The organism is Acinetobacter sp. 1542444, from assembly GCF_000581835.1.
GTDB lineage: Bacteria > Pseudomonadota > Gammaproteobacteria > Pseudomonadales > Moraxellaceae > Acinetobacter > Acinetobacter pittii.
Genome location: NZ_JEYA01000003.1, coordinates 39477 through 65445 on the forward strand (window position 1 = coordinate 39477; position 25969 = coordinate 65445).

Below are 25969 nucleotides of genomic sequence, written 5' to 3' on the forward strand. Positions count from 1 at the left end.
TAGTGTTTTATGATAGTTAATAATATTTAATTAAAATGAGTATCTATTTATCTTAATATTTTAGAATAACTTAATAATATTTAAAATTTCATGGTGGAAAAATGGTACAAGTATCATTAATGGCAAATAATGCTTCAAAAAATAATACAGTTGATATTAATGTAGGCCAGACAAAAAATATTGTAGTAAATCCTAAAGAAGTCGCAAAAATCGATATAAACCCAGAAAAAATTTCTTCAATAACAAGAGAAGGAAACAGTGCAATTGTTCATCTAAAAGATGGAACTGAAATTGTTTTAGAAAACTATTTTATTAGTGAAAACCCGCAAATTCTTTTAAATGAAGGGCAGAGTTATTGGGCTGCTAATCTGGGAGAAGATGCTAGCGGACAGACCACTGTTAATTATTTAGAATTAAAAGATACGCCAAAGCTTATTGATAGTCCATCTTCTGTACCCCTCTGGTCTTGGGTAGTCAGCGCTTTAGCAGGAGCAGGAACAATTGCTTTATTGTCTCGGAACGATTCTAAAGATACGACACCTCCTGAGCCAGGTACTTTGAATCTTAATAATTTTTTAGATTCTGGGGGATCAACTGCAGACCAGATTACTCAGGATAAAAACTTTAATTTAAAGCTTGAAGGACAGGAAAGTGGAAGCCGAGTAACATATTTGGTCTCTACCGATGATGGTAAGACTTGGCAAGAAACAACAGTAACTCAAAAAGATTTAGTGGATGGAAGTTATCTTTACAAAGCTGTAGTGACAGATCGAGCTGGAAATGCATCGGAAACTGCTATACAAAAAGTGGTTGTGGATACCACAGCGCCGCAAGCAGGTGAACTGACTTTATCTGCTTTGGCTGATACGGGTATTTCGGCAACTGATCAGATTACGCAAGATAAAAACTTCAATTTAAAGCTTGAAGGACAGGAAAGTGGCAGCCAAGTAACGTATTTAGTTTCTATCGATGATGGTAAAACTTGGCAGGAAACAACTGTTACTCAAAAAGATTTGGCGGATGGTGTTTACCAATATAAAGCAGTAGTAATCGACGTTGCAGGTAATACATCAGAAACCGCTATACAAAAAGTGGTTGTGGATACCACAGCGCCGCAAGCAGGTGAACTGACTTTATCTGCTTTGGCTGATACGGGTATTTCGGCAACTGATCAGATTACGCAAGATAAAATTTTTGATTTAAAGATTAGCGGACAAGAAGTAAATAGCCAAATCACTTATTGGATATCGAAAGATGATGGAAAGACGTGGCAGGAAACAACAGTAGCTCAAAAAGATTTAACCGATGGTGTTTACCAATATAAAGCTATAGTTACAGATATTGCAGGTAATACATCAGAAACCGCTATACAAAAAGTCGTTGTAGATACTACCGCACCACAAGCAGGTGAACTAACTTTATCTGATTTGAGTGATACAGGTGTTTCAGCAACCGATCAGATTACGCAAGATAAAATTTTTGATTTAAAGATTAGCGGACAAGAAGTAAATAGCCAAATCACTTATTGGATATCGAAAGATGATGGAAAGACGTGGCAGGAAACAACAGTAGCTCAAAAAGATTTAACCGATGGTGTTTACCAATATAAAGCTATAGTTACAGATATTGCAGGTAATACATCAGAAACCGCTATACAAAAAGTCGTTGTAGATACTACCGCACCACAAGCAGGTGAACTAACTTTATCTGATTTGAGTGATACAGGTGTTTCAGCAACCGATCAAATTACGCAAGATAATAATTTTACTTTGAAGCTAGCTCAACCGATTGTAATCGGAGAGCAAGCTGCTTTATTAGACCACTATGAAGTCTCTACCGATGAAGGAAAAACTTGGCAGGAGACAACAGCTGAACAAAAAGATTTAGCTGATGGTAGTTATCTCTATAAAGCCGTAGTAACGGATCTTGCAGGCAACACATCAGAAACTGGTGTGGAAAAGGTAATTATAGATAATTCCTTAAATATTGAATCAACTACAGTAACTGTAAAGTCGATTACTGAAGACAATACAATAAGCCTAGCTGAAAAAGATCAAGTTATTTCTATAAGACTGGAAGTAGATAATCTACCAACAGATTTAAATAGCTCACTGACATCAGTAAATACGACTCTAAACGATGTTGTGTATAACTTTCATTTTGATGAAGTTACCCAAGAGTGGGTTACTGAAATTCCAGCAGAGTTTTTGTGGTCAGAAGAATCGCAAACCAATATATCAATTGATATTAGTCTTACTGATCAAGCTGGCAATACAGCCATTATTAAACAGACCCAAAATTATAATGTAGATCATACTCCAAATTCGCCAACTCTAGATTCACTAACTTTCAATAATATAGATGGAGCTATCATTTCAGGTAGCGCATATAAAGGAAGTAAAGTTGATATTTACAATAAAAGTGGTGATTGGCTTGCAAGTACCATAACTAATGACGAAGGTAAATTTACTTTACAAGACCTTTCAATTAACTCAAATCAAGAAGTTTATGCTGTCGCTACTTATAATGGATACAGCAGTGAAAATTCGTCAATTGGCCAAGTTACTGAAGTTCCTGCAATTAGTATTACAAGAATTAGTCCAGAAGGTGTGATCACTGGTTATGCGACCGAAGGCAGTCATTTTATTGTAAAAGATCAGAATGGAAATATTCTGCAAGAGTTTAACTCCATTGCATTTGAGGGTTCAGGTATTACGCCTTTTAATGCAATGGCATTAGGTGAAGTCAGACCATTTACTTTGTCTCTCGACCAACCTTTGGAGGAAGGTACTCAAATTATTATTTCTACAGATAAAGATAATATTTCAGGCCATCCACAATATATTACTGCAGACTATACGCCCGCAGTATTTTTAGAAACTCCACAGTTTGATATCAGTGGTGAAACTTTATCAGTACATGTTAATGAGCCGAACAGCTTTATTCGTGCATTTTCTGGAGAGGGCAATTTAATTGCTACAGGTTTTACCGATGAACAAGGCTTTGCAAGTTTACAGGTGTTCCAATTTTTAAAAGAAGGTGAATCGGTTACCGTACAAGTAGTAGATAAAAATCAAAATACGAGTGAAGCCCTAATCGAAGTTCCAAACTTTGCTTATATTCCATATGTTGAACGTATTACACAAGAAGGCTTAATTTCTGGGTTTGCTGAAGATAATAGTACAGTAATCGTGCGTGATGCTGACGGTAATGAATTAGGAAAGGTTACATTAGGTGATGACAATAGTTGGAATGAATTTAGTCATTTTAGCTTGAGTGTAAACCGACCTTTAATTGATGGAGAGCAAATTTCCGTTCAAATTATTGATAATAAAGGGTTGATGAGTCCTGAGCAGAATATCATTGTAGATCTGACTCCTCCACCTGTTCCAACAGATTTAAATTTCAATGATGCTGGTGATTTAGTTTATGGCCATGCAGAACCTTTCTCTGAAATTTTAGTTAAAGATGGGCAAGGAAACATTCTTAATAAATGGTTCTGGAATAACTGGACTGATGAGAGTGGAAGTTTTTCGATAGAACTAGGTATATTTTTAACTAATGCTGAGACGGTTTATGTCACGGCTACCGATGTGAATGGAAATGTAAGTTTAGCAGCGCAGATACAGGCGCCTAATTATGCTTTTGCCCCCCATGTAGATAGCTTTACTTCGGACGGAGTGATAAGTGGACAAGCTGAAAATAATAGTACTCTTATTGTTAAAGATGCCAAAGGTGAAGTCGTAGCTGAAATTAAAGTCGGTGAAGATAACGGTTGGAATGGATCAAGTTATTTTAAACTCCAGCTTGACCGCCCTCTTGTTAATGGTGAGCAGTTTTTCTTATCAATTAAGGATGCTCGTGGGCAAGTAAGCACCGATACTGTAATTACCGCTGATACGGTTGCTCCTACACCAGCCAGCAATTTAGTTTTCTCAGAAGATGGTTCATATCTTACAGGCGTAGCAGAACTGAATACTACGATTCAGGTTTTTGATCATAATGGTCAGCTCGTGAATATATGGAATAACACCATAAACTCAGATGGTACATTTACTATTTTCTTAGGTAGCAATAATTTACATGGAGAGGCATTCACGGTCACAGTTAAAGACCAAGCTGGAAATGTGAGTGAAGCTGTTTCAATAAATGCTCCACTTGATGATATTGCACCGGATCCAATTAAAAATATTTTACTTGATGCAAACGGTCAAAACTTTACAGCACAAGCAGAAGCAAATAGTCAGATTGAAGTTTTTGATTCATTAGGTAATCAGACCGGTTGGGGCTCTACAGATAGTGCTGGTAATGTCTCAGGCTTTTTCAATCAAATCTATTTACATGGTGAAGAGCTTACTTTTGTTGTCATAGATCGAGTTGGTAACCGTGGTATCGAATTTAAGCAAAATGCTTTAATTGATACCATTGCACCAAATCCGATTGCAAATATCATCTTCAACGAAGATGGCCAAAGCTTTACAGCTCAGGCAGAAGCTGGAAGCTCTATTGAAATATTAGATCAGGCTGGAAATAAGATTACTACTAGTTATACCGATAGTTTAGGTAATGTATTTGGTTATTTCCCGCAAGTTTACTTACATGGTGAGGAACTTACTTTTGTTGTAGTTGACCGAGCGGGTAACCGTAGTGCAGAGGTCAAGCAGAGTGCTTTAACTGATGATATCGCACCAAATCCGATTGAAAATATTGCATTAGATATCAATGGACAGAGCTTTACAGCTCAGGCTGAAGCAAATAGTCAGATTGAAATTAAAAATACCAATGGTGACATTATTGGTTATGGATCAGCAGATAGCACAGGCAATGTTTCTGGTTACTTGTATCAGGTCTATTTACATGGCGAAGAGCTTACTTTTGTTGTCGTTGACCGAGCGGGTAACCGTAGTACAGAAGTTAAGCAGAATGCTTTGATTGATGAGATTGCACCAAATCCAATTGAAAATATTGTATTCGACTCAAACGGACAGAACTTTACGGCGCAAGCAGAAGCAAACACTCAAATTGAAGTCAAAAATGCAGCGGGTGAGGTCATAGGTTCAGGTTATGTAGATGGCGCTGGTAATGTGTCAGGTTATTTATATCAAGTCTATTTACATGGAGAAGAACTTACTTTTGTTGTAGTTGACCGAGCGGGTAACCGTAGTGCAGAGATCAAGCAAAACGCTTTAACTGATGATATTGCACCAAATTCAATTGAAAATATTGTACTTGATGCGAACGGACAGAACTTTACAGCTCAGGCAGAAGCAAACACTCAAATTGAAGTCAAAAATGCTGCTGGTGAGGTCATAGGATCTGGTTCAACCGATAGCATGGGGAATGTTTCAGGTTACTTATATCAAGTCTATTTACATGGAGAGGAACTCACTTTTGTTGTAGTTGACAAAGCGGGGAACCGCGGTACAGAGGTCAAGCAGAATGCCTTGATTGATGATATTGCTCCGAATGTGATTGAAAACATTATCTTTAATGAAAATGGTCAAAACTTTACAGCGCAAGCAGAAGCAAATAGCAAAGTTGAAGTTAAAAATACTGTGGGTGAGGTTGTAGGTTTTGGTTATGTGGATGGTGCTGGTAATGTCTCGGGTTACTTGAATCAAGTTTATTTAAAAGGTGAGGAGCTCGCTTTTGTTGTGATTGATCAAGCTGGTAATCGTAGCGTTGAAGTAAAACAAACAGCCTTTCTTGATAATACGGCACCAGAAAATGCGACTAATTTAGTATTTAGCGAAGATGGTTCATATCTAACTGGTATGGCTGAGCCCAATTCTACGATTCAAATATTTGATCAGAATGGTCAATTATTAAATCTTTGGAATAATAATGTTAATTGGGATGGAACATTTAACCTCTATTTAAATAGTAACTACATGCATGGAGAAGTATTTAAAGTAGTTGTAGTTGATCAGGCTGGTAATTTGAGTGACGGGGCTACTGTAAAAGCACCGCTTGATGATATTGCTCCTGTAGCTGCAAGTAATCTGGTCTTTAGTGAAGATGGTTCATCCCTTTCTGGTGTAGCTGAACCAAATACCTTCATCCAGATTTTTGATCAAAATGGTCAGCAGATGAATACGTGGAGTCATAGCGTAAATGCTGATGGTACATTCACTTTTTCTTTCGGTACTTACAATTTACATGGTGAAGAGTTTACAGTCATTGTTAAAGACCTTGCTGGAAATGTGAGTGAAGCTGTTTCAGTTAAGGCTCCATTTGATGATATTGTGCCAAATCCGATTAAAAATATTGTACTTGATGCGAATGGCCAAAGTTTTACGGCACAAGCAGAAGCAAATAGTCAGATTGAAATTTTTGACTCATTTGGTAGTCAGATAGGTTGGGGTTCTACCGATAGCACTGGTAATGTGACGGGTTACTTCTATCAAGTGTATTTACATGGAGAAGAATTAACGTTCGTTGTTATAGACCGAGTAGGTAACCGTAGTGATGAAATGAAGTTAAATGCTTTGATGGATACCATTGCACCAAAGCCGATTGAAAACATCATCTTTAATGAAAATGGGCAAAATTTTACAGCACAAGCAGAAGCAAATAGTTTTATTAGTGTCAAAAATGCTGCGGGTGAGTTTGTTGGCTATGGTTATGTCGATAGTACTGGTAATGTGTCAGGTCACTTCAATCAGGTTTATTTAAAAGGTGAGGAACTCACTTTTATTGTTATAGATAAAGCAGGTAATCAAAGTATTGAATTTAAGCAAAATGCTTTAACTGATGATATTGCACCAAATCCGATTGAAAACATCGTCTTAAATGAAAATGGTCAAAACTTTACAGCGCAAGCAGAAGCCGATAGCCGAATCGAAGTTAAAAATACTGCGGGTGAGGTCGTAGGTTCTGGTTATGTAGATAGTATTGGTAATGTGTCAGGTTCTTTTAATCAAGTCTATTTACATGGAGAAGAGCTTACTTTTGTTGTAGTTGACCGAGCAGGTAACCGCAGTACAGAGGTCAAGCAGAATGCTTTGATTGATGATATCTCGCCAAATCCGATTGAAAATATTGTGCTCGACTCAAACGGTCAAAACTTTACTGCGCAAGCAGAAGTAAATACTCGGATTGAAGTCAAAAATGCTACGGGTGAGGTTGTAGGCTATGGTTATGTAGATAGTACTGGTAACGTGTCAGGTTATTTTAATCAAGTCTATTTACATGGAGAAGAGCTTATATTTGTTGTAATTGATCAAGCAAGTAACCGAAGTATTGAGGTTAAACATAATGCTTTAATTGATGATGTTGCACCATCAGCTGCTTCAAATATTACATTAACCTCAGACGGATTGCTTTTTGGTGAGGCTGAGCCAAATGCAACGATTGAAATTATTGATCAATATGGTGCAGTTATCGCAACAACTTATGTTTGGTACGATGGCACATTTAATCAATGGATTAATCTGAGTCAATACCAGACACAAAACTTGAGTATTGTTGTCAAAGATATTGCTGGCAACCGAAGCGAAGTTGCTCATGAATTAGTACCAGTATTTACCAACTCACCAATTACTGCAACAGAGCTAAAACTGGATGTAGATGGTCATATTCTAACAGGAAAGGCAACAGCAGGAATGTCGATTGTTGTTACATCTACTGATAGTCAGATCATTAATGGAGGGTGGAATAATGTTGTGAATGAAGATGGTAGTTTTGCTATTCAGTTAATTGATTACTATCTACAGGGACAGACATTACAAGTTCGAGTTTATGACCAGAATACGAATCAATACAGCCTAATCTCTGAAATTATTGCGCCTTTAGACAATATTGCTCCAGTAATTAATGATGTGGTGATTAGTAATGACGGTTATGGTATTACCGGACAAACTGATTCAAAAGCAATCATTCAGGTAATGGATGCGGATGGAGATTTACGAGCAGAATTTCAAACGGATGAGACTGGATATTTTAACGCTAGTATTTATCCACCTATATTACGTGGAGAGCAGTTATTCATCACTGCGATAGATTTAGCCAAAAATATAAGTAAGCCATTTAATATTACTTTTAATGCAGATACTAATGCACCGCCATCAGCAGAGCATATTGTGGTATCTGAAAATGGTTTTTTTATTGAGGGAACTGCTTCGCTCAATAGTGAGGTGCGTATTTATGATGTGTATAGTAATTATATTGGTGGTGGTTCTGTAGATGAAACAGGGCATTTTAATATCCAGTTATACTCACCTCAGGCGAATGGGCAAACTTTACGCATTGTTGTGGAGCAAAATGGCTATCAAAGCGCTTACACCGAAATTACCGCACCCATAGACATCGTCGCGCCAAATGCAGCAACTCAGCTTGTTTTAGCAGATGGAAATGTACTTTCAGGACAAGCGGAAGCATATTCAACAGTTAATATTTTTGATGCTAATAATAATTTAGTTGGTCAGACTACTGTCGGAAGTGAAGGTAGTTTCTTAACTCAATTATGGTCACAATATTGGCATGGCGAAACATTGACGGTAAAAATAGTTGATGCCAATCAAAATGTGAGTATAGGTACAACGGTTGTTGCTATAAATGATACAACAGCACCGAAAGTGGTCACCCAGCTTGCCATAAATGAATGGGGTAATTGGCTGGTAGGGCATGCCGAAAGTAATGCTACTGTTGAAGTCACTTATTATTTTGCTGATCAAGAACCTTCTGTAACGAGTACTACGGTCATGGCAGATGGAACTTTCTCTACTTATGTGTATGGGACTGCAACGTCATTTGACCTTACCGTTATTGATCGTGCTGGAAATCGTAGTGAAACTATCAGTAAAGCAATTAATGATTTAACTACAATCACTGTTGATCAGTTTAAAGGTGATGCTACGGATAATACGTATGTAGTTGATCATATAAGTGATTTTGTTCAAGAGTATGGCGTTGCTACTGTTAATGTATTTCAAGATGTCTGGATAGATACAAGTCATTATGAGGAGCAATGGGTAGCTTCTGGTTATACTGATAACATATGGGTAGATACAAGCCATTTTGAGAATGTTTGGATTGACACAAGCTATTCCCAAGATATTTGGATTGATACAAGCTATTACCAAGATACATGGGTCGTTGATGGCGTAATAGATGTTTACATGGACTCAAATGGCATAAATTACTATTCAGATGATGGTTCGTATAATCAATATGTGAATACCTACTATGATTATAATTTAAATCAGTGGCAGGCAGGATATGAACTATCGGGTCCTAATACTGTAGAGGTTGGGCATCTTGAACAACAACTCGTTCAAGATGGGCACTATGAATCTCAATGGATTGAACAGGGTTATTATGAGCAACAATATGTGTTTGATGGTCATAATGAAGAGACTTGGGTAGATACGAGCCATTACGAAAACGTGTGGATTCAAAGTGGTTATTCAGAAACACAAATAGTTGGGTCTGAACTTAAAGATACGGATTTTGGTGGACACGATAAAATAGTTAGCTCTGTGAGTTATAGTCTGGTTGGATATTCTGATTGGTCGACAGGTCTAGAAAGCGGGCGTTATGTTGAAGATTTGGAGCTGGTTGGTTCTGCTCATTTAAATGCAACAGGCAATGCTTTAGATAATCTTTTAACAGGTAACTCTGGTAATAATGTTTTGAATGGGCGTGAAGGTAACGATACTTATATCACCAATGAAGGTACAGATACTATTCTGTTCCAATTGCTAAATAGCCAAGATGCGGCTGGCGGGAATGGACATGACACGGTGTTAGATTTTACTTTAGGTGATCTAAGAACTGATCTACAAGCTGACAAAATTGATTTAAGTGAATTATTAATTGACTATTCTAAAGACGTGAGCACATTAGCGAAATTTATTACTGTAGAGCAAGGTGCTGGAAACACGACTATTAGTCTTGACCGAGATGGCGAAGGTACAACGTTTAGTAGTGTGTCATTGATAACTTTAAATCAGGTGAATACAACATTAGATGAATTGTTGAATAATCAGCAACTCTTTGTTTAACATTAAAATTTATTTTTATAAAAGAGGCTGTGAAAATAGCCTCTTTTATTTTGTGCTTTAAATTTAATAAAAACTCTTCACAACCTGTTAAAAAATGACCAAAAAAGATAAGTTTTTTTTCATTTTCCCCTTGAAGCCTTTTTTTTCATCCCCACAAAAGTGACATCTAAATATTTTGTTATTGCTCTGGATTAAAGCAATAACGATTAATCAAAAAGACTTAGTCTGATGGAGTTAATTATGAGCAACATTCGTCCATTACATGATCGCGTTGTAATTCGTCGCGTAGAAGAAGAAACCAAAACTGCTGGTGGTATTTTACTTCCAGGTTCTGCTGCTGAAAAACCATCTCAAGGTGAAGTAATTGCAGTAGGTAATGGTCAAATCACTGAGAATGGCGTACGTGCTTTGGATGTTAAAGTTGGTGACAAAGTATTGTTTGGTACTTATGCAGGTACAACAGTGAAAGTAAGTGGTGAAGAACTCTTAATCATGAAAGAGTCAGACATTTTAGCTGTGTTGGAAGGCTAATCAATCCATAACTCAATTCATTATCAGATTCAGTATTTAAAAAGATTCGGAGTTTAATATGTCAGCTAAAGATGTAAAATTTGGTGATTCAGCTCGCTCAAAAATGATTGCAGGCGTAAACGTACTTGCAGATGCGGTTAAAGTGACTTTAGGCCCTAAAGGTCGTAACGTAGTTATTGACCGTTCTTTCGGTGCTCCGCACATCACTAAAGACGGCGTAACTGTTGCTAAAGAAATTTCATTAAAAGACAAGTTTGAAAACATGGGTGCTCAACTTGTTCGTGAAGTTTCTAGCAAAACTAACGATATCGCTGGTGACGGTACTACAACTGCAACTGTACTTGCTCAAGCAATTTTAAATGAAGGGATCAAATCTGTAACTGCAGGCATGAACCCAATGGATTTAAAACGTGGTATCGATATCGCAGTAAAAACTGTAGTTGAAAATATCCGTTCAAATGCAAAACCAGCTGATGATTTTAAAGCGATCGAGCAAGTAGGTTCTATCTCTGCTAACTCTGATACTACTGTTGGTAAACTTATCGCTCAAGCGATGGAAAAAGTAGGTAAAGAAGGCGTAATTACTGTAGAAGAAGGTTCTGGCTTCGAAGACGCGTTAGACGTTGTAGAAGGTATGCAGTTTGACCGTGGTTATATCTCTCCATACTTCGCAAACAAACAAGATACTTTAACTGCTGAACTTGAAAACCCGTTCATTCTTCTTGTAGACAAGAAAATCAGCAACATCCGTGAATTGATTTCTGTTTTAGAAGCAGTTGCAAAAACTGGTAAACCACTTCTTATCATCGCTGAAGATGTTGAAGGTGAAGCGCTTGCTACACTTGTTGTAAACAACATGCGCGGTATTATCAAAGTATGTGCTGTTAAAGCTCCTGGTTTCGGTGACCGTCGTAAAGCAATGCTTCAAGACATCGCAATCTTGACTGGTGCAACTGTTATTTCTGAAGAAGTTGGTATGTCTTTAGAGCAAGCAACTCTTCAAGATTTAGGTACTGCGCACAAAATCACTGTTTCTAAAGAAAACACTGTTATTGTTGATGGTGCTGGTGATGCTGCTGGTATTGCTGAGCGTGTTCAACAAATCCGTGCTCAAATTGAAGAATCTACTTCAGAATATGACCGTGAAAAATTACAAGAACGCGTTGCTAAATTAGCAGGCGGTGTTGCTGTAATTAAAATCGGTGCAGCAACTGAAGTTGAAATGAAAGAGAAGAAAGACCGTGTAGACGATGCGCTTCATGCAACTCGTGCAGCAGTTGAAGAAGGTGTTGTTGCTGGTGGTGGTGTTGCTCTAGTACGTGCGGTTAATGCATTAGATGGCTTAAAAGGCGCTAATGAAGACCAAACAGCAGGTATCAACATTTTACGTCGTGCGATCGAAGCTCCACTTCGTCAAATCGTTGCAAACGCTGGTGATGAGCCATCTGTAGTGATCAATGCAGTTAAAGGTGGTGAAGGTAACTTTGGTTACAACGCTGCAACTGGTGAATATGGCGATATGTTAGAAATGGGTATTCTTGACCCAGCTAAAGTAACTCGTTCTGCTCTTGAGCATGCAGCTTCTGTTGCTGGCTTAATGTTAACTACAGAATGTATGATTACTGACATTCCTGAAGATAAACCAGCTGTTCCAGATATGGGCGGTATGGGTGGTATGGGCGGCATGATGTAATAACGCATCAACGCTTTAACCAAAAAAATCCCTGCTTATGCAGGGATTTTTTTTATTTTTCACGTAATTTTAAGAAATAATTAAGTTCCATTATTTATATTAAAAACAGGAACAGCAGCTAGAAGTTCCTCTTTTGTTACAACCATGCTTATTTACTTGTAGGCATGGTTTTTTTTAGCCTAATAAAATAATTAACCATGTAATAGCAATGATAGAGAGTGCAACAAATTGGGCAGCACTTCCCATATCTTTTGCATTTTTAGAAAGCTGATGTTTTTCAAGAGAGACTCGGTCAACCACTGCCTCAATAGCAGAGTTGAATAGCTCAACGATCATTGCAAAAAGACATACAATAATTAGTAACACATGCTCACTACGGCTCACATCAAGAAAAAAACTAACCGGAATCAAAATAATGTTAATCAAAACAATTTGGCGAAAAGCTGCCTCATTTTTATAAGCTGCTTTAAATCCTGAAATAGAGTAGCCCGTTGCATTTAATATGCGCTTAAGACCGCTTTTACCCTTATAGGGAGAATAGCTATTCATATACTTATATTTCTGACACTTTTCATGCATTATATAATTTGGGTCTTAAAAAATTATTAAATCTTTTTTAAAGATTTCGACTTTATAACTCAATAGAGAAGAAAAGATGAAAAAATTATGTGTAGCGTTGGGCCTTGCAATTGGAAGCATCCATGCAAGTTATGCTGAGCCAACAGCAACCCCGCAAGTACCAGGATATTATCACCATCAATTTGGAAACTACCGCGTAACTTCTTTGCTTGATGGTACGATTTATTTAAATCCTGATTTATTCAAAAACTTAAATCAGGCTCAGAAAACTAAAATCTTAACGAAATATGCTGCTGTTAATGAGAAAGGGATTCAAACCTCGGTAAATGCATTTTTAGTTGATGATGGAAAAAGCTTAACGCTTGTAGACAGTGGTGCAGCAAGTTGTTTTGGCCCGCAACTTGGCTCGATTGCAAAAAATATTGAATTGGCTGGTTATAAGCTTGCTGATGTAAAAACTGTTTTACTTACTCATCTACACCCAGACCATGTGTGCGGTATTGCTCAAAATGGAAAAGCTGTATTTCCAAATGCAACTGTATATGCACATGAGCGTGAAGCTGATTACTGGTTAAATCCAGCTTCTGAAAAAACAGTGCCAGCAGACAAAAAAGAAAATTATTTAGGTACTGTTAAAAACGTAAAAACTGCTCTTGCTCCATACCAAGCAAAAAAAGCATTCAAGACATTTAAAGACGGCGATGTCATTCAAGGTTTTGAGGTAATCGATACTCGTGGTCATACACCAGGTCATCATAGCTTCCGCTTAAAAAGTAATGATCAGCAAATCATTTTTGTTGGAGACATTGTCCACTCACATTCATTGCAATTTGATGCTCCAAAAACTGGGGTAGATTTTGATGTGAATTCTGAGCAGGCGATTAATACACGTTTAAAAATGTTTGCTGAAATTTCAAATAAGCAACAATGGGTTGCCGCACCACATTTACCATTTCCGGGCATTGGCCATGTTTATAAAGTAAATGCTGAGCAATATCAGTGGATCCCACTTTATTTTGATAATGTTGTAGAGAAATAAAAAAAACAGGGCATTTATTGCCCTGTTTTTTGTTAGAAACTTTATTCATTTTGCAGCTTTTTCAAAATTAATAACGGCTTCACGGCCAAGTGCTGGGTCATCTGTAAAGACACCATCAACACCAGCTTTAAAATAGGCTTCAAACTCTTTTAAAGCACCAGATGGACAGCGCTCCGCTGGTTTATCTTGACTGCACTTTAAATGTGTTGGTAAATAATAATTTTCTGGGCGGAAAGTATAAGGATGTACTTTTAACCCAGCTGTATGTGCATCAGTGATAAACGAAGTTGTTTGAACTGAGCCACTGTCATTAAAGTTAAGAATATAGCCTTTACTTGGTCCTACACCGTTTGCATATTTAGCTACGTCTTTTAAGCCTTCTGCTGTGGCTAAATCAGCATAAGTTTTAGTTTCACCAGATTCAACGAAGTCGGCTGGTTGAGAGGTTTTAGCGTCATATAATTGAATAATTTGTGCATGTTTAATCGTTTTATGAAGGTCGAGCTGATCTTTTAAATATTTTAGATTACTCACTTCAAAAGACTGTAAATAGACAGGTGCAATATCACGTGTATATTCGTATTTGGCTAAGGTTTTAAGAAGGGTATCTTCCATTGCCAGTTTCTGGTTTTTAAAGTAAGTCGGATGTTTGGTTTCAATATATAAACCAATAATTTTTCCCGTTTTCTTATAATTTGCTTCAGCCAGTTCAATCACTTGCTCTAGAGTCGGGACAGGGTAAAGGTCATTATAGGCTGTGTTTGCTGGTCGGAACTCTGGAATGCGTTCACGCGCTTTAAGCTGCTGTAATTCACTTAAAGTGAAATCTTCTGTAAACCAGCCTGTTAAGTCTTTACCATCAATATTTTTTGTTGTTTTACGATCTGCAAACTGGCTTAAAGTGCTTACATTGGTTGTTCCACGAATCTCATTTTCATGGCGAGTAACCAATACGCCATCTTTTGTAGAGACTAGATCAGGTTCAATGAAATCTGCGCCATCATCAATCGCTTTTTGATATGAAGCTAACGTATGTTCAGGACGTAAAGCGCTCGCGCCGCGGTGTCCTACCACTAAAATTTTAGGAAGTTGATATTCTGGTGTGGTTGGCGAGTTTTCAGTTTTATCGTCATCATTACAACCAACCAAGCTAATTAAACTTAAGCATAAAAGTGCTCTTTTAGACATAATTCTACTCATATTGTTTTAGTCGAAACGTATTTAGTCTGATGATTGAACTTGACGTGATCATGAAGAATTCATGAATTTTCAGTGACACTTATTAAAACCTTGTTTATGGGTTTGTAGGAAATGCCAGTTCTTGCTTTGTTTTTGTTCTAATTGCATTTATTGTGTTAATTCTACTTGTCTTTTTTATATCGCTCGTTGATGATCAAGAGGGCAAATTTGGTATTGCCATCTGTTAATTGACGACCTAATTCTGAGCAGCCATGCTATCTAAATTTTTTATTCAGCGTCCCATTTTTGCCAGTGTACTCGCAATTATTGTTATGGCATTTGGTATTTTCTCGGTGCTGAATTTACCCGTAGAGCGCTATCCTGATATTGCCCCTCCTAAAATTACAGTCTCGGCAAGTTATAGCGGTGCGGATGCACAAACGGTTGAGCAAAGTGTTACTCAGATTTTAGAACAACAAATACAAGGTATTGATAATTTACTTTATTTCAGCTCTACCAGTGATTCATCAGGACGTAGCCGAATTACCATTAGTTTTGATAATGGAACAAATCCAGATACAGCACAGGTCCAAGTACAAAATAGTATTAGTGGTGTCATAAGACGTTTACCCGATGAAGTACAACGCCAAGGGGTGACCGTGAGTAAGTCACTCGGCGATACTTTTATGGTGGTAGGCTTATATGACTCAACTGGTAAATCGGGCAATATTGAGCTATCGGACTATTTAACTACGCATGTGGTAGATGACCTGAACCGTATTGAAGGGGTGGGTGAGTCTGATGTTTTCGGTTCGCAATATGCGATGCGAATTTGGCTAAATCCAGAGAAATTAAAACAATATAATTTAATGCCAAGTGATGTAGCGAATGCAATTACTGCTCAAAATACACAAGTTGCCGCAGGTGCAATCGGTGATTTACCTGTTATTGATGGACAATATTTAAATACTAAAGTTACAGCTGGTTCTCGACTAAAAACAGTCGAAGATTTTAAAAATATTGTAGTGAAATCAAATCAAACAGCGAGTTATGTCTATTTAAAAGATATTGCTAGAGTTGAGTTGGGTGCAGAAAACTATCAGTCTTTTAATACCATTAATGGTTATCCTGCCGCAGGTTTAGGTATTTCACTGTCTTCGGGTGCAAATGCCATTCAGACCTCTAAACTCATTCATCAAACTCTAGATCAACTTACAACTAAATTACCTGCGGGTTATAAAATTGTTTATCCACGTGATAACACGCCTTTTGTTCAAGAGTCGATTAAGGAAGTCGTAAAGACCCTTATTGAAGCGATTATTTTAGTTATTTTGGTAATGTTCCTATTTTTGCAAAGCTGGCGCGCTACACTCATTCCGAGTATTACCGTTCCGGTTGTTATTTTAGGAACTTTTGCTGTTTTATATGTACTCGGTTTTAGTATTAACACCTTAACGCTGTTTGCATTGGTGCTCGCCATTGGTTTGCTAGTCGATGATGCGATTGTGGTGGTTGAGAATGTTGAACGGCTCATGCATGAACAGCATTTAACGCCGAAAGAAGCAGCCATTGAGTCGATGGGAGAAATTAGTGGAGCCTTAGTCGGAATTACATTGGTTTTAACTGCTGTTTTTATTCCAATGTCGTTTTTAGGTGGTTCAATTGGCGTGATTTACCGTCAGTTTTCCATTACATTAGTTGCAGCTATGGCGTTATCACTCGTTGTGGCATTAGTCTTAACACCCGCTTTATGTGCCTTAATTTTAAAACCGAATCCAGAGCCTATGCGCTGGGCAGTTTGGTTTAATAAAAAAATTGATCAACTTAAAAATCAATATATCAAAATCGTTCAAACAAGCATCCGTTACAGTAAATCAGTTATCGTGATTTTTGTGGCTTTGATTGCAGTTTTTGCACTGTTCTATAGTGGTTTAAAAAGTGGATTTATTCCTAAAGAAGACCAAGGCATTTTAAGTGTTCAAATTAAACTTGTTGATAGCGCTCCAATCTCGCAAAGTCAGAAAATTGGAGAACAAGTCCGCCAATATTTCTTAACTCAAGAAGATAAGAATGTGGATTTGGTTTTGATCCGCTATGGCCGAAATTATTCTGGTACAGGCCAGAACTTGGCTCAAGGCTTTATTGCCTTAAAACCTTGGGATGTGCGTACTGGAAAAGAAAATTCAGCTGACGCTATACAAAAGCGTGCGATGAAATATTTTAGTCAATTTAGGAATGCACAAATTAATGTGACATTACCTGCTTCGGTCAATGGTTTGGGTCAAACAGATGGTCTGGATTTATGGATTCAAGATTTAAATGGTCAAGGGCAAGATTTTCTAGATAACACCTTCCGCCAGTTGCAAACACAGAGCAAAAACTATTCAAGTTTTGAAAACTTTGATAAGCAATCTACTAACAGTAAAGCAAACCTCAATATCAAAATTGACCAGAAACAAGCATTAGCAAATGGATTAGAGCTTCCTGCGATTAACAACACTTTGTCGAGTGCGTGGGGTGGAACGTATGTGAATGACTTTATTGACCGTGGTCGTATCAAGCGTGTCATGATCCAAGGTGATGCCCAGTTCAGATCAAAACCGGAAGATTTATATAATTGGTCTGTACGTAATAACCAAAATGAAATGGTACCTTTTAGCTCATTTGCTAACTTCAGTTGGGGCGGTGCTCCTGAAATTGTAAAACGTTATATGGGGTATAGTGCCTTACAGCTTCAAGCAGATGTTGCAAGTGGCAGCAGTTCAGGTCAGGCAATGAAAGATGTTGAACAACTCGTAAATCAGCAAAAGGATGTTGGCTTGGCATGGACAGGTTTATCTTTTGAAGAACAGAAGTCGACAAATCAGGCCGTCTGGTTATATTTAATTTCGGCAGGCTTTATTTTCCTATGTTTAGCCGCACTCTATGAAAGCTTAAGCATTCCTGCAGCCGTGATGACCTCTATTCCGCTAGGGGTCGGAGGAAGTGTCATTTTCTCTTATATTTTTGGCCTCCCAAATGATGTGTATTTCCAAATTGCACTGTTAACCACAATTGGATTGTCTTGTAAAAATGCAATTTTAATTGTTGAGTTCGCCGCCTTGGCTCAAGAAAAAGGGAAGAATGCAATTGAAGCAGCTTTAGAAGGCGCGAGCTTACGTTTAAGACCGATTTTAATGACTTCTTTGGCTTTTGGTGCAGGTGTGATTCCTCTTGTCTTTGCGCAAGGGGCAGGGGCTGTAAGCCGTCAAGAAATCGGTATTAGTATTTTAGGTGGCGTAATGTTTGGTACAGTACTGGTTCTTTTCTTTATTCCAGTCATGTACGTGTTGCTGCGTTCCTTGTTTAGATCGAAAGCTACTCGTTAAGTAAATAATTTAAAAACAGGTATTAAATCAAGTATATTAAGATTAACTACTCTTCATATATTTGATTTAAATGCCTCAAGAAAAAAAATTAACAGAGCAACAGGTCATCGCACTAGAACGAGATCTGGCCAAGTTTGCAACCATGATGGACAGTGCGGTTCGCATTCCTTTTACAAAGCAGGGCATTGGTGCCGATGCTGCGCTGAGTACGATTCCAATTGCAGGTGATGTCGCTGGTTTCGCATTGACCTGTTATGCCATCTATAAAGCCAAACAAATTGGTGTGCCTCAGCATAAGTTGACTCCAGTCATCAAACTAGCAGTTGTAGATGCTGTAGTCGGGTTTGTTCCTGTGGCTGGGACTATTTTTGATATTTTTATAAGACCCAGTCGAAAAGCACTAGATGTAGTTCATACGCATATACGCGAAGAATATGCGATTCAGAGTGATATTCATGTCGTTCATCCATACTTACATGAAAAACTCGAAAAGAAGCAGCAGCATTCAGCTTTCTGGCGAAATCCTGTTGTCAGTTGGTTATGGTTGCATATTCCCGATTTAGTAGGTGCATTAGTACTGCTTTTAATTGGCTTAGCTGTTTGGTGGGGCGCAAGCTATCTTTGGAGTCTCTATCAAACCATGTAATAAAAAATAAAGCCTCCATTTGGAGGCTTTATTTTTACATTAAACGTTTTATGGGCAATCTAATTGATGTAAAGCTGCCACACGTTGTTCAATTGTTGGGTGGGTTTGGAACAAAGCAGCTAAGCTGAAACCTTGTTCTTTACCTTCCGCAATTGCGAAGGCTTTCATTTCTTTTGGCATTTGATCTGGCATTTCCGTCTCAGCTTGGAGACGTAATAATGCAGAAATCATTGCTTGTTTACCTGCTAAACGTGCACCTGCTTCATCAGCACGGTATTCACGATAACGAGAGAACCACATCACAATGGCAGAAGCGAGAATACCAAAGACGATATCCAATACCATGGTAATAATGAAGTAACCCATACCAGGGGCTTCATCGTCTTGACGACCAAAGACATTACGGTCAATAAAGTCACCAACGACACGAGCAAAGAACATAACAAAGGCGTTCACAACACCTTGGATGAGCGCTAGGGTAACCATGTCACCATTCGCAACGTGACCAATCTCGTGCGCAAGCACTGCACGTAGTTCATCTTTGTTCATACGTTCAAGTAGACCAGATGAAACGGCAACTAAGGCATCATTTTTGTTCCAGCCTGTTGCAAAGGCATTGGATTGATATGATGGAAAAATACCAACCTCTGGCATGTTGATACCAGCACGTTGAGAAAGTTCAGCGACTGTTTGCAATAACCAGCTTTCAGCTTGGTTACGAGGAGCATTCGGGTCGATCAGTTCTGTACCGGTCGTTTTCTTAGCCATCCATTTTGACATGAATAACGAGATTAAAGATCCCACCATACCAAACACAAAACAGATCACTAAAAGGTTGCCTAGATTCAAGCCACCCGCGCCATGGTAACTACCGACACCGAAGAGTGACAAAATAATGCCAGCTACAACCAGTACCGCGAGGTTGGTAAGCAAAAACAAACCAATCCGCATCATTGAGAAAATCCTCTTATAAATAAAATGTTATCTGATTTACAAATTCGAAATCATGAAGCTAATATGCGGGGCTTGGGGGAAAAATTCAAGAAAAAAATAAGGAATTGATACATTCTTTCATTTAGCAGAATGTGCCTAAATTTAAAGAATAATTGGCTAAGTTCGTCAAAATGGTAAAGATCAGGTAATAGATCATTACAATTTAAAACATCTGAACTTACCTAAATAGAACTGCGAGCCACCGTTCTTCTTTACTGTTTATTCAATTCGTATATGGGCAATTGCGGTGGCATTATTGGTGACATAAGTGCCTGTTGGTGCGTCGGTATAGGTACCGTCAGGTAAAGTCACGATTTGACGAGAAGATGAATATTTAGGTGATTGAGTCGTGATTTGAGCTGTTGTGTTTTCTGCCAAATTAGACGGATGTGAAACGGTTTGTACTGAAGCATTGGTAAAAGATGAAAAACCTGAACCTGATGCATATAGGTTTTGGTATCGACTTGTTACACGGCGCACATAATCTTGTGTTTCACGGAAAGGGGGAATACCGCCATATTTGTCGACATTACCTTCACCGGCATTGTAAGCCGCAAGCGCCATTTGCGTATTTCCATTAAAACGCTTGAGTAACCAGCTTAAATATTTAGCACCTGCAAAAATATTTTGTTGCGGGTCATAGGCGTTAGAGACATTAAAACGACGGGCAGTCGCAGGCATGAGCTGCATTAAGCCTTGAGCACCTACTGGCGAACGAGCTCTTACGTTAAATCCTGACTCGGTGTGCATAACGGCTTTAATTAGACCTTCTGAAACACCATGTTGTTGTGCAGCTTGTCTAATAATGTGGTCGAAAGCATTTTTATTCTTATTGTAGCTTGACAAAACAGAAGCTTCTGATGCTCCCCAGTTTGTATAACTGTGAATATTACTATCAGGATAATAGGTCACTTTTACTTTTTTAAGAGAGTGGTCATAGCTTTTTCGGTTGGTGAGTAATGTACTACCGTTTTTATCTTGGTAAATATACATTTGACCCGCTAAACTCGAAGTTGTGCCGACCGTAAAAGTGGTCATCCCCAGCAAACAAGAAACAAGAAATTGAACCGAATTTTTCATTTTATGTTATTCACAATTTTTAGGTACTCAAAACTTGGAAAAGAGTTTATCAAAAAATATTACTTAAAGAAGATTTGTGTAATTTTTTTTATTTCGACTCTTTCAAAAAATCAAGCTGATTTGTTCGAATGCTCATCAAAAAAAATTAAAAAATTTTTTTAAAATGATTCTATTGACATGGTTAACATGTTGATTATTAATAATAAAAAACATTGGTTAAAAAATGATCAATTTAAATAAAACCCTTAACAGAAGGCCAAAACAGTTTGTCAAGTAGGAAGAAATCCACAATTTTATCCACAGGTTTTGTGGAAAACTGTGGAAAAGTCCAAAAAGTAAGCATTTTGCACAAATTTTGAACGCTTCAGTCAAAATAGAGCATGTGTTTTGCATCATGCACGAGCAATGTGACGACTTCAAGAATTGAAACTATTCTTTTGATGCGATTCTCTTCTGAATCATATAAAATTGCGCGGTATTTTTATTTATGGGTATATCTCGTCTATGTACGCGCCAGTTGAGTCCAATCAGGGATTTAATTTTAAGCCTGAACTTCCAACAAGCTCGGCCTATTACCGTTTGCTCAAGAAGCTTCGCCGTCAAGTTGGGCATGCTATTCGTGACTTCAATATGATTGAAGATGGCGATAAGGTCATGGTGTGTGTGTCTGGTGGTAAAGACAGTTATACCTTGCTCGATATTTTGTTGCAGTTTAAGCGTATTGCACCAATCAATTTTGAGGTGGTTGCGGTTAACCTTGACCAAAAGCAACCAGGCTTTCCTGAAGATGTTTTGCCTCGTTATATGGAAGAGAACAACATTCCATATTACATTTTAGAAAAAGACACCTATACCATTACTAAACGCTTAACACCTGAAGGTAAAACCTACTGTGCAGTGTGTTCACGTTTACGCCGTGGTTCTTTATATGGCTTTGCACAAGAGATTGGTGCTACTAAAGTTGCTTTAGGTCATCACCGTGATGATATCATTGCAACATTCTTCTTGAATTTGTTCCATGGCGGTAGCTTAAAGGCGATGCCTCCAAAGCTTTTATCGTCAGATAAAAAGAACATTTTGATTCGTCCTTTGGCATATGTTGAAGAAAAAGACATTATTAAATATGCCGAGATTCGTCAGTTCCCAATCATTCCATGTAACCTTTGTGGTTCGCAGGAAAACCTACAGCGTGCCATGCTTAATGAAATGCTACGTGAATGGGATAAACAATATCCGAAGCGCTTACACAGCATTTTCGGAGCATTACAAAACGTATCTCCGTCTCAGTTAGCTGACCGCGAATTGTTTGATTTCGAAGCCCTAGATTCTCAGCGCGAGTTGGATATTAAAGATCCAGAAGAACTTAAGAACCGTTTAGATGTAGTGAACTTAAGCTTTGCTGCTGAATAAACGCTAGCATAAAGAATGTTAAAGGCACTTTATAAACAAGTGCCTTTAATGTATCAAAATACTAAAAAATGAATGTTCCGTACAAAAAGTCATAGCCCAAAATTTAAATTACATGCTATAACAAGCCACAAGCAGAATTGCTTCACATGATGTTGTCTGGATAGACAACCAGAGAAATTGAACAAATAAATTTGAGGAAGAATCATGCCTGCATTTTTAACTGAAGATTGGTTTGCGACTGTCGAAAAATTAACTGCTGAAGCAGGTGATCTTAATTTGCCGCCCGCTCTTGCGAACTTGGCAATTAATTTAGTAGTTACAGATGCTTCTGGAAATACCGAATTAGCTTTAGATGGGGGTAAAATCCAAAAAGGTTTGTCTTCAAATGCCAAAACAACTTTAAATATGGATGCTGAGACTTTACGTAAAGTATTTTTAGAGTTTGATATGGCTGCTGCTATGCAGGCATTCATGACTGGTAAAATTAAAGTTCAAGGCGACATGTCTCAATTAATGGCTTTACAAACAGCTAAGCCAAGCCAAGAACAAAAAGATTTGTTTAAGAAAGTATTAGAGCATACTGCTTAAACTTAAAAGAATTCATATAAAAAGCTTACCCAAAGAGGTAAGCTTTTTATATGTACAAACAATGAATTTATCAACTTTTAAAAATAAAAATTAGATATTGATTCTTGTTTGCGCCGTTTTGATATGTTCAAGATAAGCACGGATACGAGTGACATATTGAACTGCTTGCTTATATCGACCATTTCGCGTTTTATTGCTTTGCAAATAGTCATAGAGATTGACCCATTTATTCGGATCTTTCCCTTGAGATTGCAAGCGCTTTTGAATCTGACTTACCGCACCCGGTCCCATATTATAGGCCACAAGCGCATACCAGTTCCGATCAGGGAACGGAATATTATCAAATTCAGTTAGCATCAGATCGTAATACTTCGCGCCGCCCTGAATACTCTGAGCAGGATCGCTACGATTGCTTACACCCATTGCTCGAGCAGTGCTATTGGTTAGCATCATTAAGCCACGCACACCTGTGGGAGAAACAGATTCTGGCTTTAAATATGATTCTTGATAACCAATTGCAGCAAGTAAATGCCAATCTAGATCATACTTCGCTGCGCTTTGCTTAAAGCTCGCTTTGTAAATCGGTAAACGCGTGCTTAAGTCACGTTGAATGGTTGACCATGCTTCTGGTTTCACCACATTGCGGTTATAAAAAGAGGCAAGCTGCTCGGTCACACCATTTTGCTTACTTTGGCATACAAAGCCGCTGGCGGTCTGTGTGAGTGGGTCATCAGCCTGTTTAAATACCCAACTCAACTCAGGATTTAAGCCATTTTTCTGCAAATTTGCTGTGTCACCACAACTTGCAGAAAACGACATTAAACCTTTGTTTTCGATTGTGCTTAAACCTGCTGTAGTCATCGCAAAGTTTGCTTTACCTTGCTGAACCCATCTAAGTGCAGTGGCATTGTCTGGCACGATTTTAAAGTCCAGCTTTACATTTAGGTTCTGTGCATAGTTACGTGCTAAGTCGTAACCAAAACCGTGTAAAAACTGATCTTCTTTGAAAACGGTTGTCGGGCTTTCTACCGCAACAACAGTTAAAGTGTTTGTGTTAACTACAGTATTGTACTGTAGGGTTTTTCCTGCATTAAGACTATGAAATGGGAGAAATATAGTACTGAGTGCAAGAGCTTTTAACGGGAGAGAAGAAAATAAAGAGTTAAGGCAAAGCCTCGACCCAGAACTTGAATTACTGTGCATGTTGTCTCCGCTACAGATAATTTATGCCCTAAAAGTCAGACAAAAAGCTGCCATAACTTCTAAAAGTTGATAAATTCAATAAGGGGTGGGCAGTCATGACGTCATTCAAAATGACATGAAATGAAAAAAACAAACTGTGTAGAAAATCTACATAGTTTTCGAGTGGGTTAAAAAATGCTCAACATTTAAACTGCGCGCATCATAATATTGAAAAAAAGTAATGTCAAATTTTGTACAATTAAAACTTCGATATATCATCATAAACACATGAATTTCTTAAGGAAGAAAATTTATACACTTCTGATGTGAGAAAATAGGGTATAAAATGCTACATTTTGTAGCCATCGTGTTAGTACAACGTGAAATTTGATTTAGATACTAGGTAAATTGATATAAGTTAAATAATTGAAAATATAAAATAATTTAGTTTTGTTCTAATAAATTTAATTTGTTTATAATTAAATTGAAGTTAAAAGATACTTGTTAAAAAAGTATCTTTTAACTATGGTAATATTTTTATAAGTTATTTTTCATTAAATCTTCCATAACATTACACCGGTCTGATAACCTGCTCCTAAAGACCAAAAAACAATAATATCGCCTTTATTTATAAGTGATTTTTCTAAACGTTTTTTATAGGCAATAAAAAAACTACTTACTCCTGTATACCCATATTGATCTCCAATATATTCAATTTTTTCAGTAGGTATATTGATTTTATCCTGAAGAATGTCAATATTAGATTTTGTAAATTGAGATAATAAAAAACAAGATATGTCTTCAATTTTTAAATTATTTTTCTTTAATAACTTTTCTAACGCGTCCGCAGCAAATTCCACGCTTTCTAAACCAGTAAATGGTGCCCAATGAATTTTTTGTTCCTTACTATGGTAATTCGTTAAACCATGAGGAGGAAAAACAATAGTTTTACAAAAACTACTATCTGTCTGATACATCCTGTCAATAATGCCTGAATCACCAGTATTTTTTTCAAGTATTATGGCTGCTGCTGCATCTCCTACAATTGTTGAAGGAATTGGTTGCTTTTCATCTCCGAGCATTGTTAGATGGTCAGATCCAATCACTAGTGCACGTTTGTAGCTCTCTTTAGACGCTAGTAAAACTGATGCCTGTTCAAGGGCAACAAACATTCCTAAACAATTAGCATTTATATCAAAGCATATACAGTCAGTTTTAATATTTAGTTCTGAATGAATAAGTAAAGCATTAGTTGGAGATAGATATTGTAATGTTGTAGAGGAAAAGATAATAATATCAATACTATCATGTGAAATATTATAATTTTTTAATAATTTTTTTGAAGCATGAATTGCCATTGAGAGAGCATTTTCTTCCTCATCAATAATTACATGCCTTTTATTTCTACCTACTTTTTCAAAAATTCTATTTAAACTGTCTTTATCTTCAAATTTATTTAAATAGTAATCATTATTTCTAATTGTTTCTGGATGATAGGTTGATATAGCAGAAATTTTTATACCTTTCATAGTTAAATAATCTCTTTATTATAAAAATAAAATTTTGTTTGGTTTTTAATCTATTATCGATGGCATTTTATTTATTTTTTTAATTTTAATTTTTATGTTTTTTATTTTTATACATGAGCTTATATAGGTGTATATTAAAAATCAATGA

13 protein-coding genes and 1 pseudogene are annotated in these 25969 nt (G+C 37.3%); 8 read left to right on the plus strand and 6 right to left on the minus strand.

The window, feature by feature from the left end; all coding sequences use genetic code 11:
• The first annotated feature begins 101 nt into the window (after window positions 1-101).
• The 3 genes from blp1 to groL all read left to right on the plus strand — a co-directional run bounded on the left by blp1 (window position 102) and on the right by groL (window position 12228).
• Window positions 102-10004: a biofilm-associated Ig-like repeat protein Blp1 gene (gene blp1, locus J580_RS12430; protein WP_032004371.1), complete on the plus strand. Its 9903-nt coding sequence runs from the start codon at window positions 102-104 to the stop codon at window positions 10002-10004.
• A 240-nt stretch (window positions 10005-10244) separates the two neighbouring features.
• Window positions 10245-10535 carry a co-chaperone GroES gene (locus J580_RS12435; RefSeq protein ID WP_002120604.1) on the plus strand — a complete coding sequence of 97 codons (291 nt, stop codon included), beginning with the start codon at window positions 10245-10247 and terminating at the stop codon, window positions 10533-10535.
• Window positions 10536-10593: 58 nt separating this feature from the next.
• Window positions 10594-12228 carry a chaperonin GroEL gene (gene groL, locus J580_RS12440; RefSeq protein ID WP_002120607.1) on the plus strand — a complete coding sequence of 545 codons (1635 nt, stop codon included), beginning with the start codon at window positions 10594-10596 and terminating at the stop codon, window positions 12226-12228.
• A 174-nt stretch (window positions 12229-12402) separates the two neighbouring features.
• Here groL and J580_RS12445 read toward each other — a convergent pair whose 3' ends face one another.
• The gene (locus tag J580_RS12445) at window positions 12403-12777 is read right to left on the minus strand and encodes a diacylglycerol kinase (RefSeq protein WP_002118962.1); all 375 of its coding nucleotides are present in this window, start codon (window positions 12775-12777) and stop codon (window positions 12403-12405) included.
• Window positions 12778-12883: 106 nt separating this feature from the next.
• On the opposite strand from J580_RS12445, the gene J580_RS12450 reads away from it, so the two are divergent.
• Window positions 12884-13846, plus strand: a complete 963-nt coding sequence (locus J580_RS12450) for an MBL fold metallo-hydrolase (protein WP_017385783.1) — start codon at window positions 12884-12886, stop codon at window positions 13844-13846.
• Between the two features lie 45 nt (window positions 13847-13891).
• Here the strand turns inward: J580_RS12450 and J580_RS12455 are convergent, their stop codons facing one another.
• A complete protein-coding gene (locus J580_RS12455) occupies window positions 13892-15034 on the minus strand; it encodes a glycerophosphodiester phosphodiesterase (RefSeq protein WP_032004372.1) in 1143 nt (380 codons plus the stop codon).
• A 263-nt stretch (window positions 15035-15297) separates the two neighbouring features.
• Here J580_RS12455 and J580_RS12460 point away from each other — a divergent pair, with 263 nt between their 5' ends.
• Together J580_RS12460 and J580_RS12465 are read left to right on the plus strand one after the other, a co-directional pair.
• Window positions 15298-18393: a multidrug efflux RND transporter permease subunit gene (locus J580_RS12460; RefSeq protein ID WP_032004373.1), complete on the plus strand. Its 3096-nt coding sequence runs from the start codon at window positions 15298-15300 to the stop codon at window positions 18391-18393.
• Between the two features lie 70 nt (window positions 18394-18463).
• Window positions 18464-19039, plus strand: coding sequence for a DUF4112 domain-containing protein (locus tag J580_RS12465; RefSeq protein ID WP_032004375.1), 576 nt, complete (start codon window positions 18464-18466; stop codon window positions 19037-19039).
• A 48-nt stretch (window positions 19040-19087) separates the two neighbouring features.
• Here the strand turns inward: J580_RS12465 and htpX are convergent, their stop codons facing one another.
• Complete coding sequence (gene htpX / locus J580_RS12470; RefSeq protein WP_002118851.1) at window positions 19088-19993, minus strand: protease HtpX; 906 nt, start codon at window positions 19991-19993, stop codon at window positions 19088-19090.
• Between the two features lie 258 nt (window positions 19994-20251).
• Window positions 20252-21043: pseudogene (locus tag J580_RS12475) on the minus strand (lytic transglycosylase domain-containing protein); the annotation flags it as partial.
• 573 nt (window positions 21044-21616) lie between these two features.
• On the opposite strand from J580_RS12475, the gene ttcA reads away from it, so the two are divergent.
• Together ttcA and J580_RS12485 are read left to right on the plus strand one after the other, a co-directional pair.
• The gene (ttcA, locus tag J580_RS12480) at window positions 21617-22522 is read left to right on the plus strand and encodes a tRNA 2-thiocytidine(32) synthetase TtcA (protein ID WP_002118895.1); all 906 of its coding nucleotides are present in this window, start codon (window positions 21617-21619) and stop codon (window positions 22520-22522) included.
• 204 nt (window positions 22523-22726) lie between these two features.
• Complete coding sequence (locus tag J580_RS12485) at window positions 22727-23110, plus strand: SCP2 sterol-binding domain-containing protein (protein ID WP_002118641.1); 384 nt, start codon at window positions 22727-22729, stop codon at window positions 23108-23110.
• A gap of 90 nt (window positions 23111-23200) precedes the next feature.
• Here the strand turns inward: J580_RS12485 and J580_RS12490 are convergent, their stop codons facing one another.
• The gene (locus tag J580_RS12490; protein WP_032004378.1) at window positions 23201-24313 is read right to left on the minus strand and encodes a transglycosylase SLT domain-containing protein; all 1113 of its coding nucleotides are present in this window, start codon (window positions 24311-24313) and stop codon (window positions 23201-23203) included.
• 533 nt (window positions 24314-24846) lie between these two features.
• Window positions 24847-25821 carry a 3-oxoacyl-[acyl-carrier-protein] synthase III C-terminal domain-containing protein gene (locus J580_RS12495; protein ID WP_032004380.1) on the minus strand — a complete coding sequence of 325 codons (975 nt, stop codon included), beginning with the start codon at window positions 25819-25821 and terminating at the stop codon, window positions 24847-24849.
• Window positions 25822-25969: the final 148 nt, after the last annotated feature.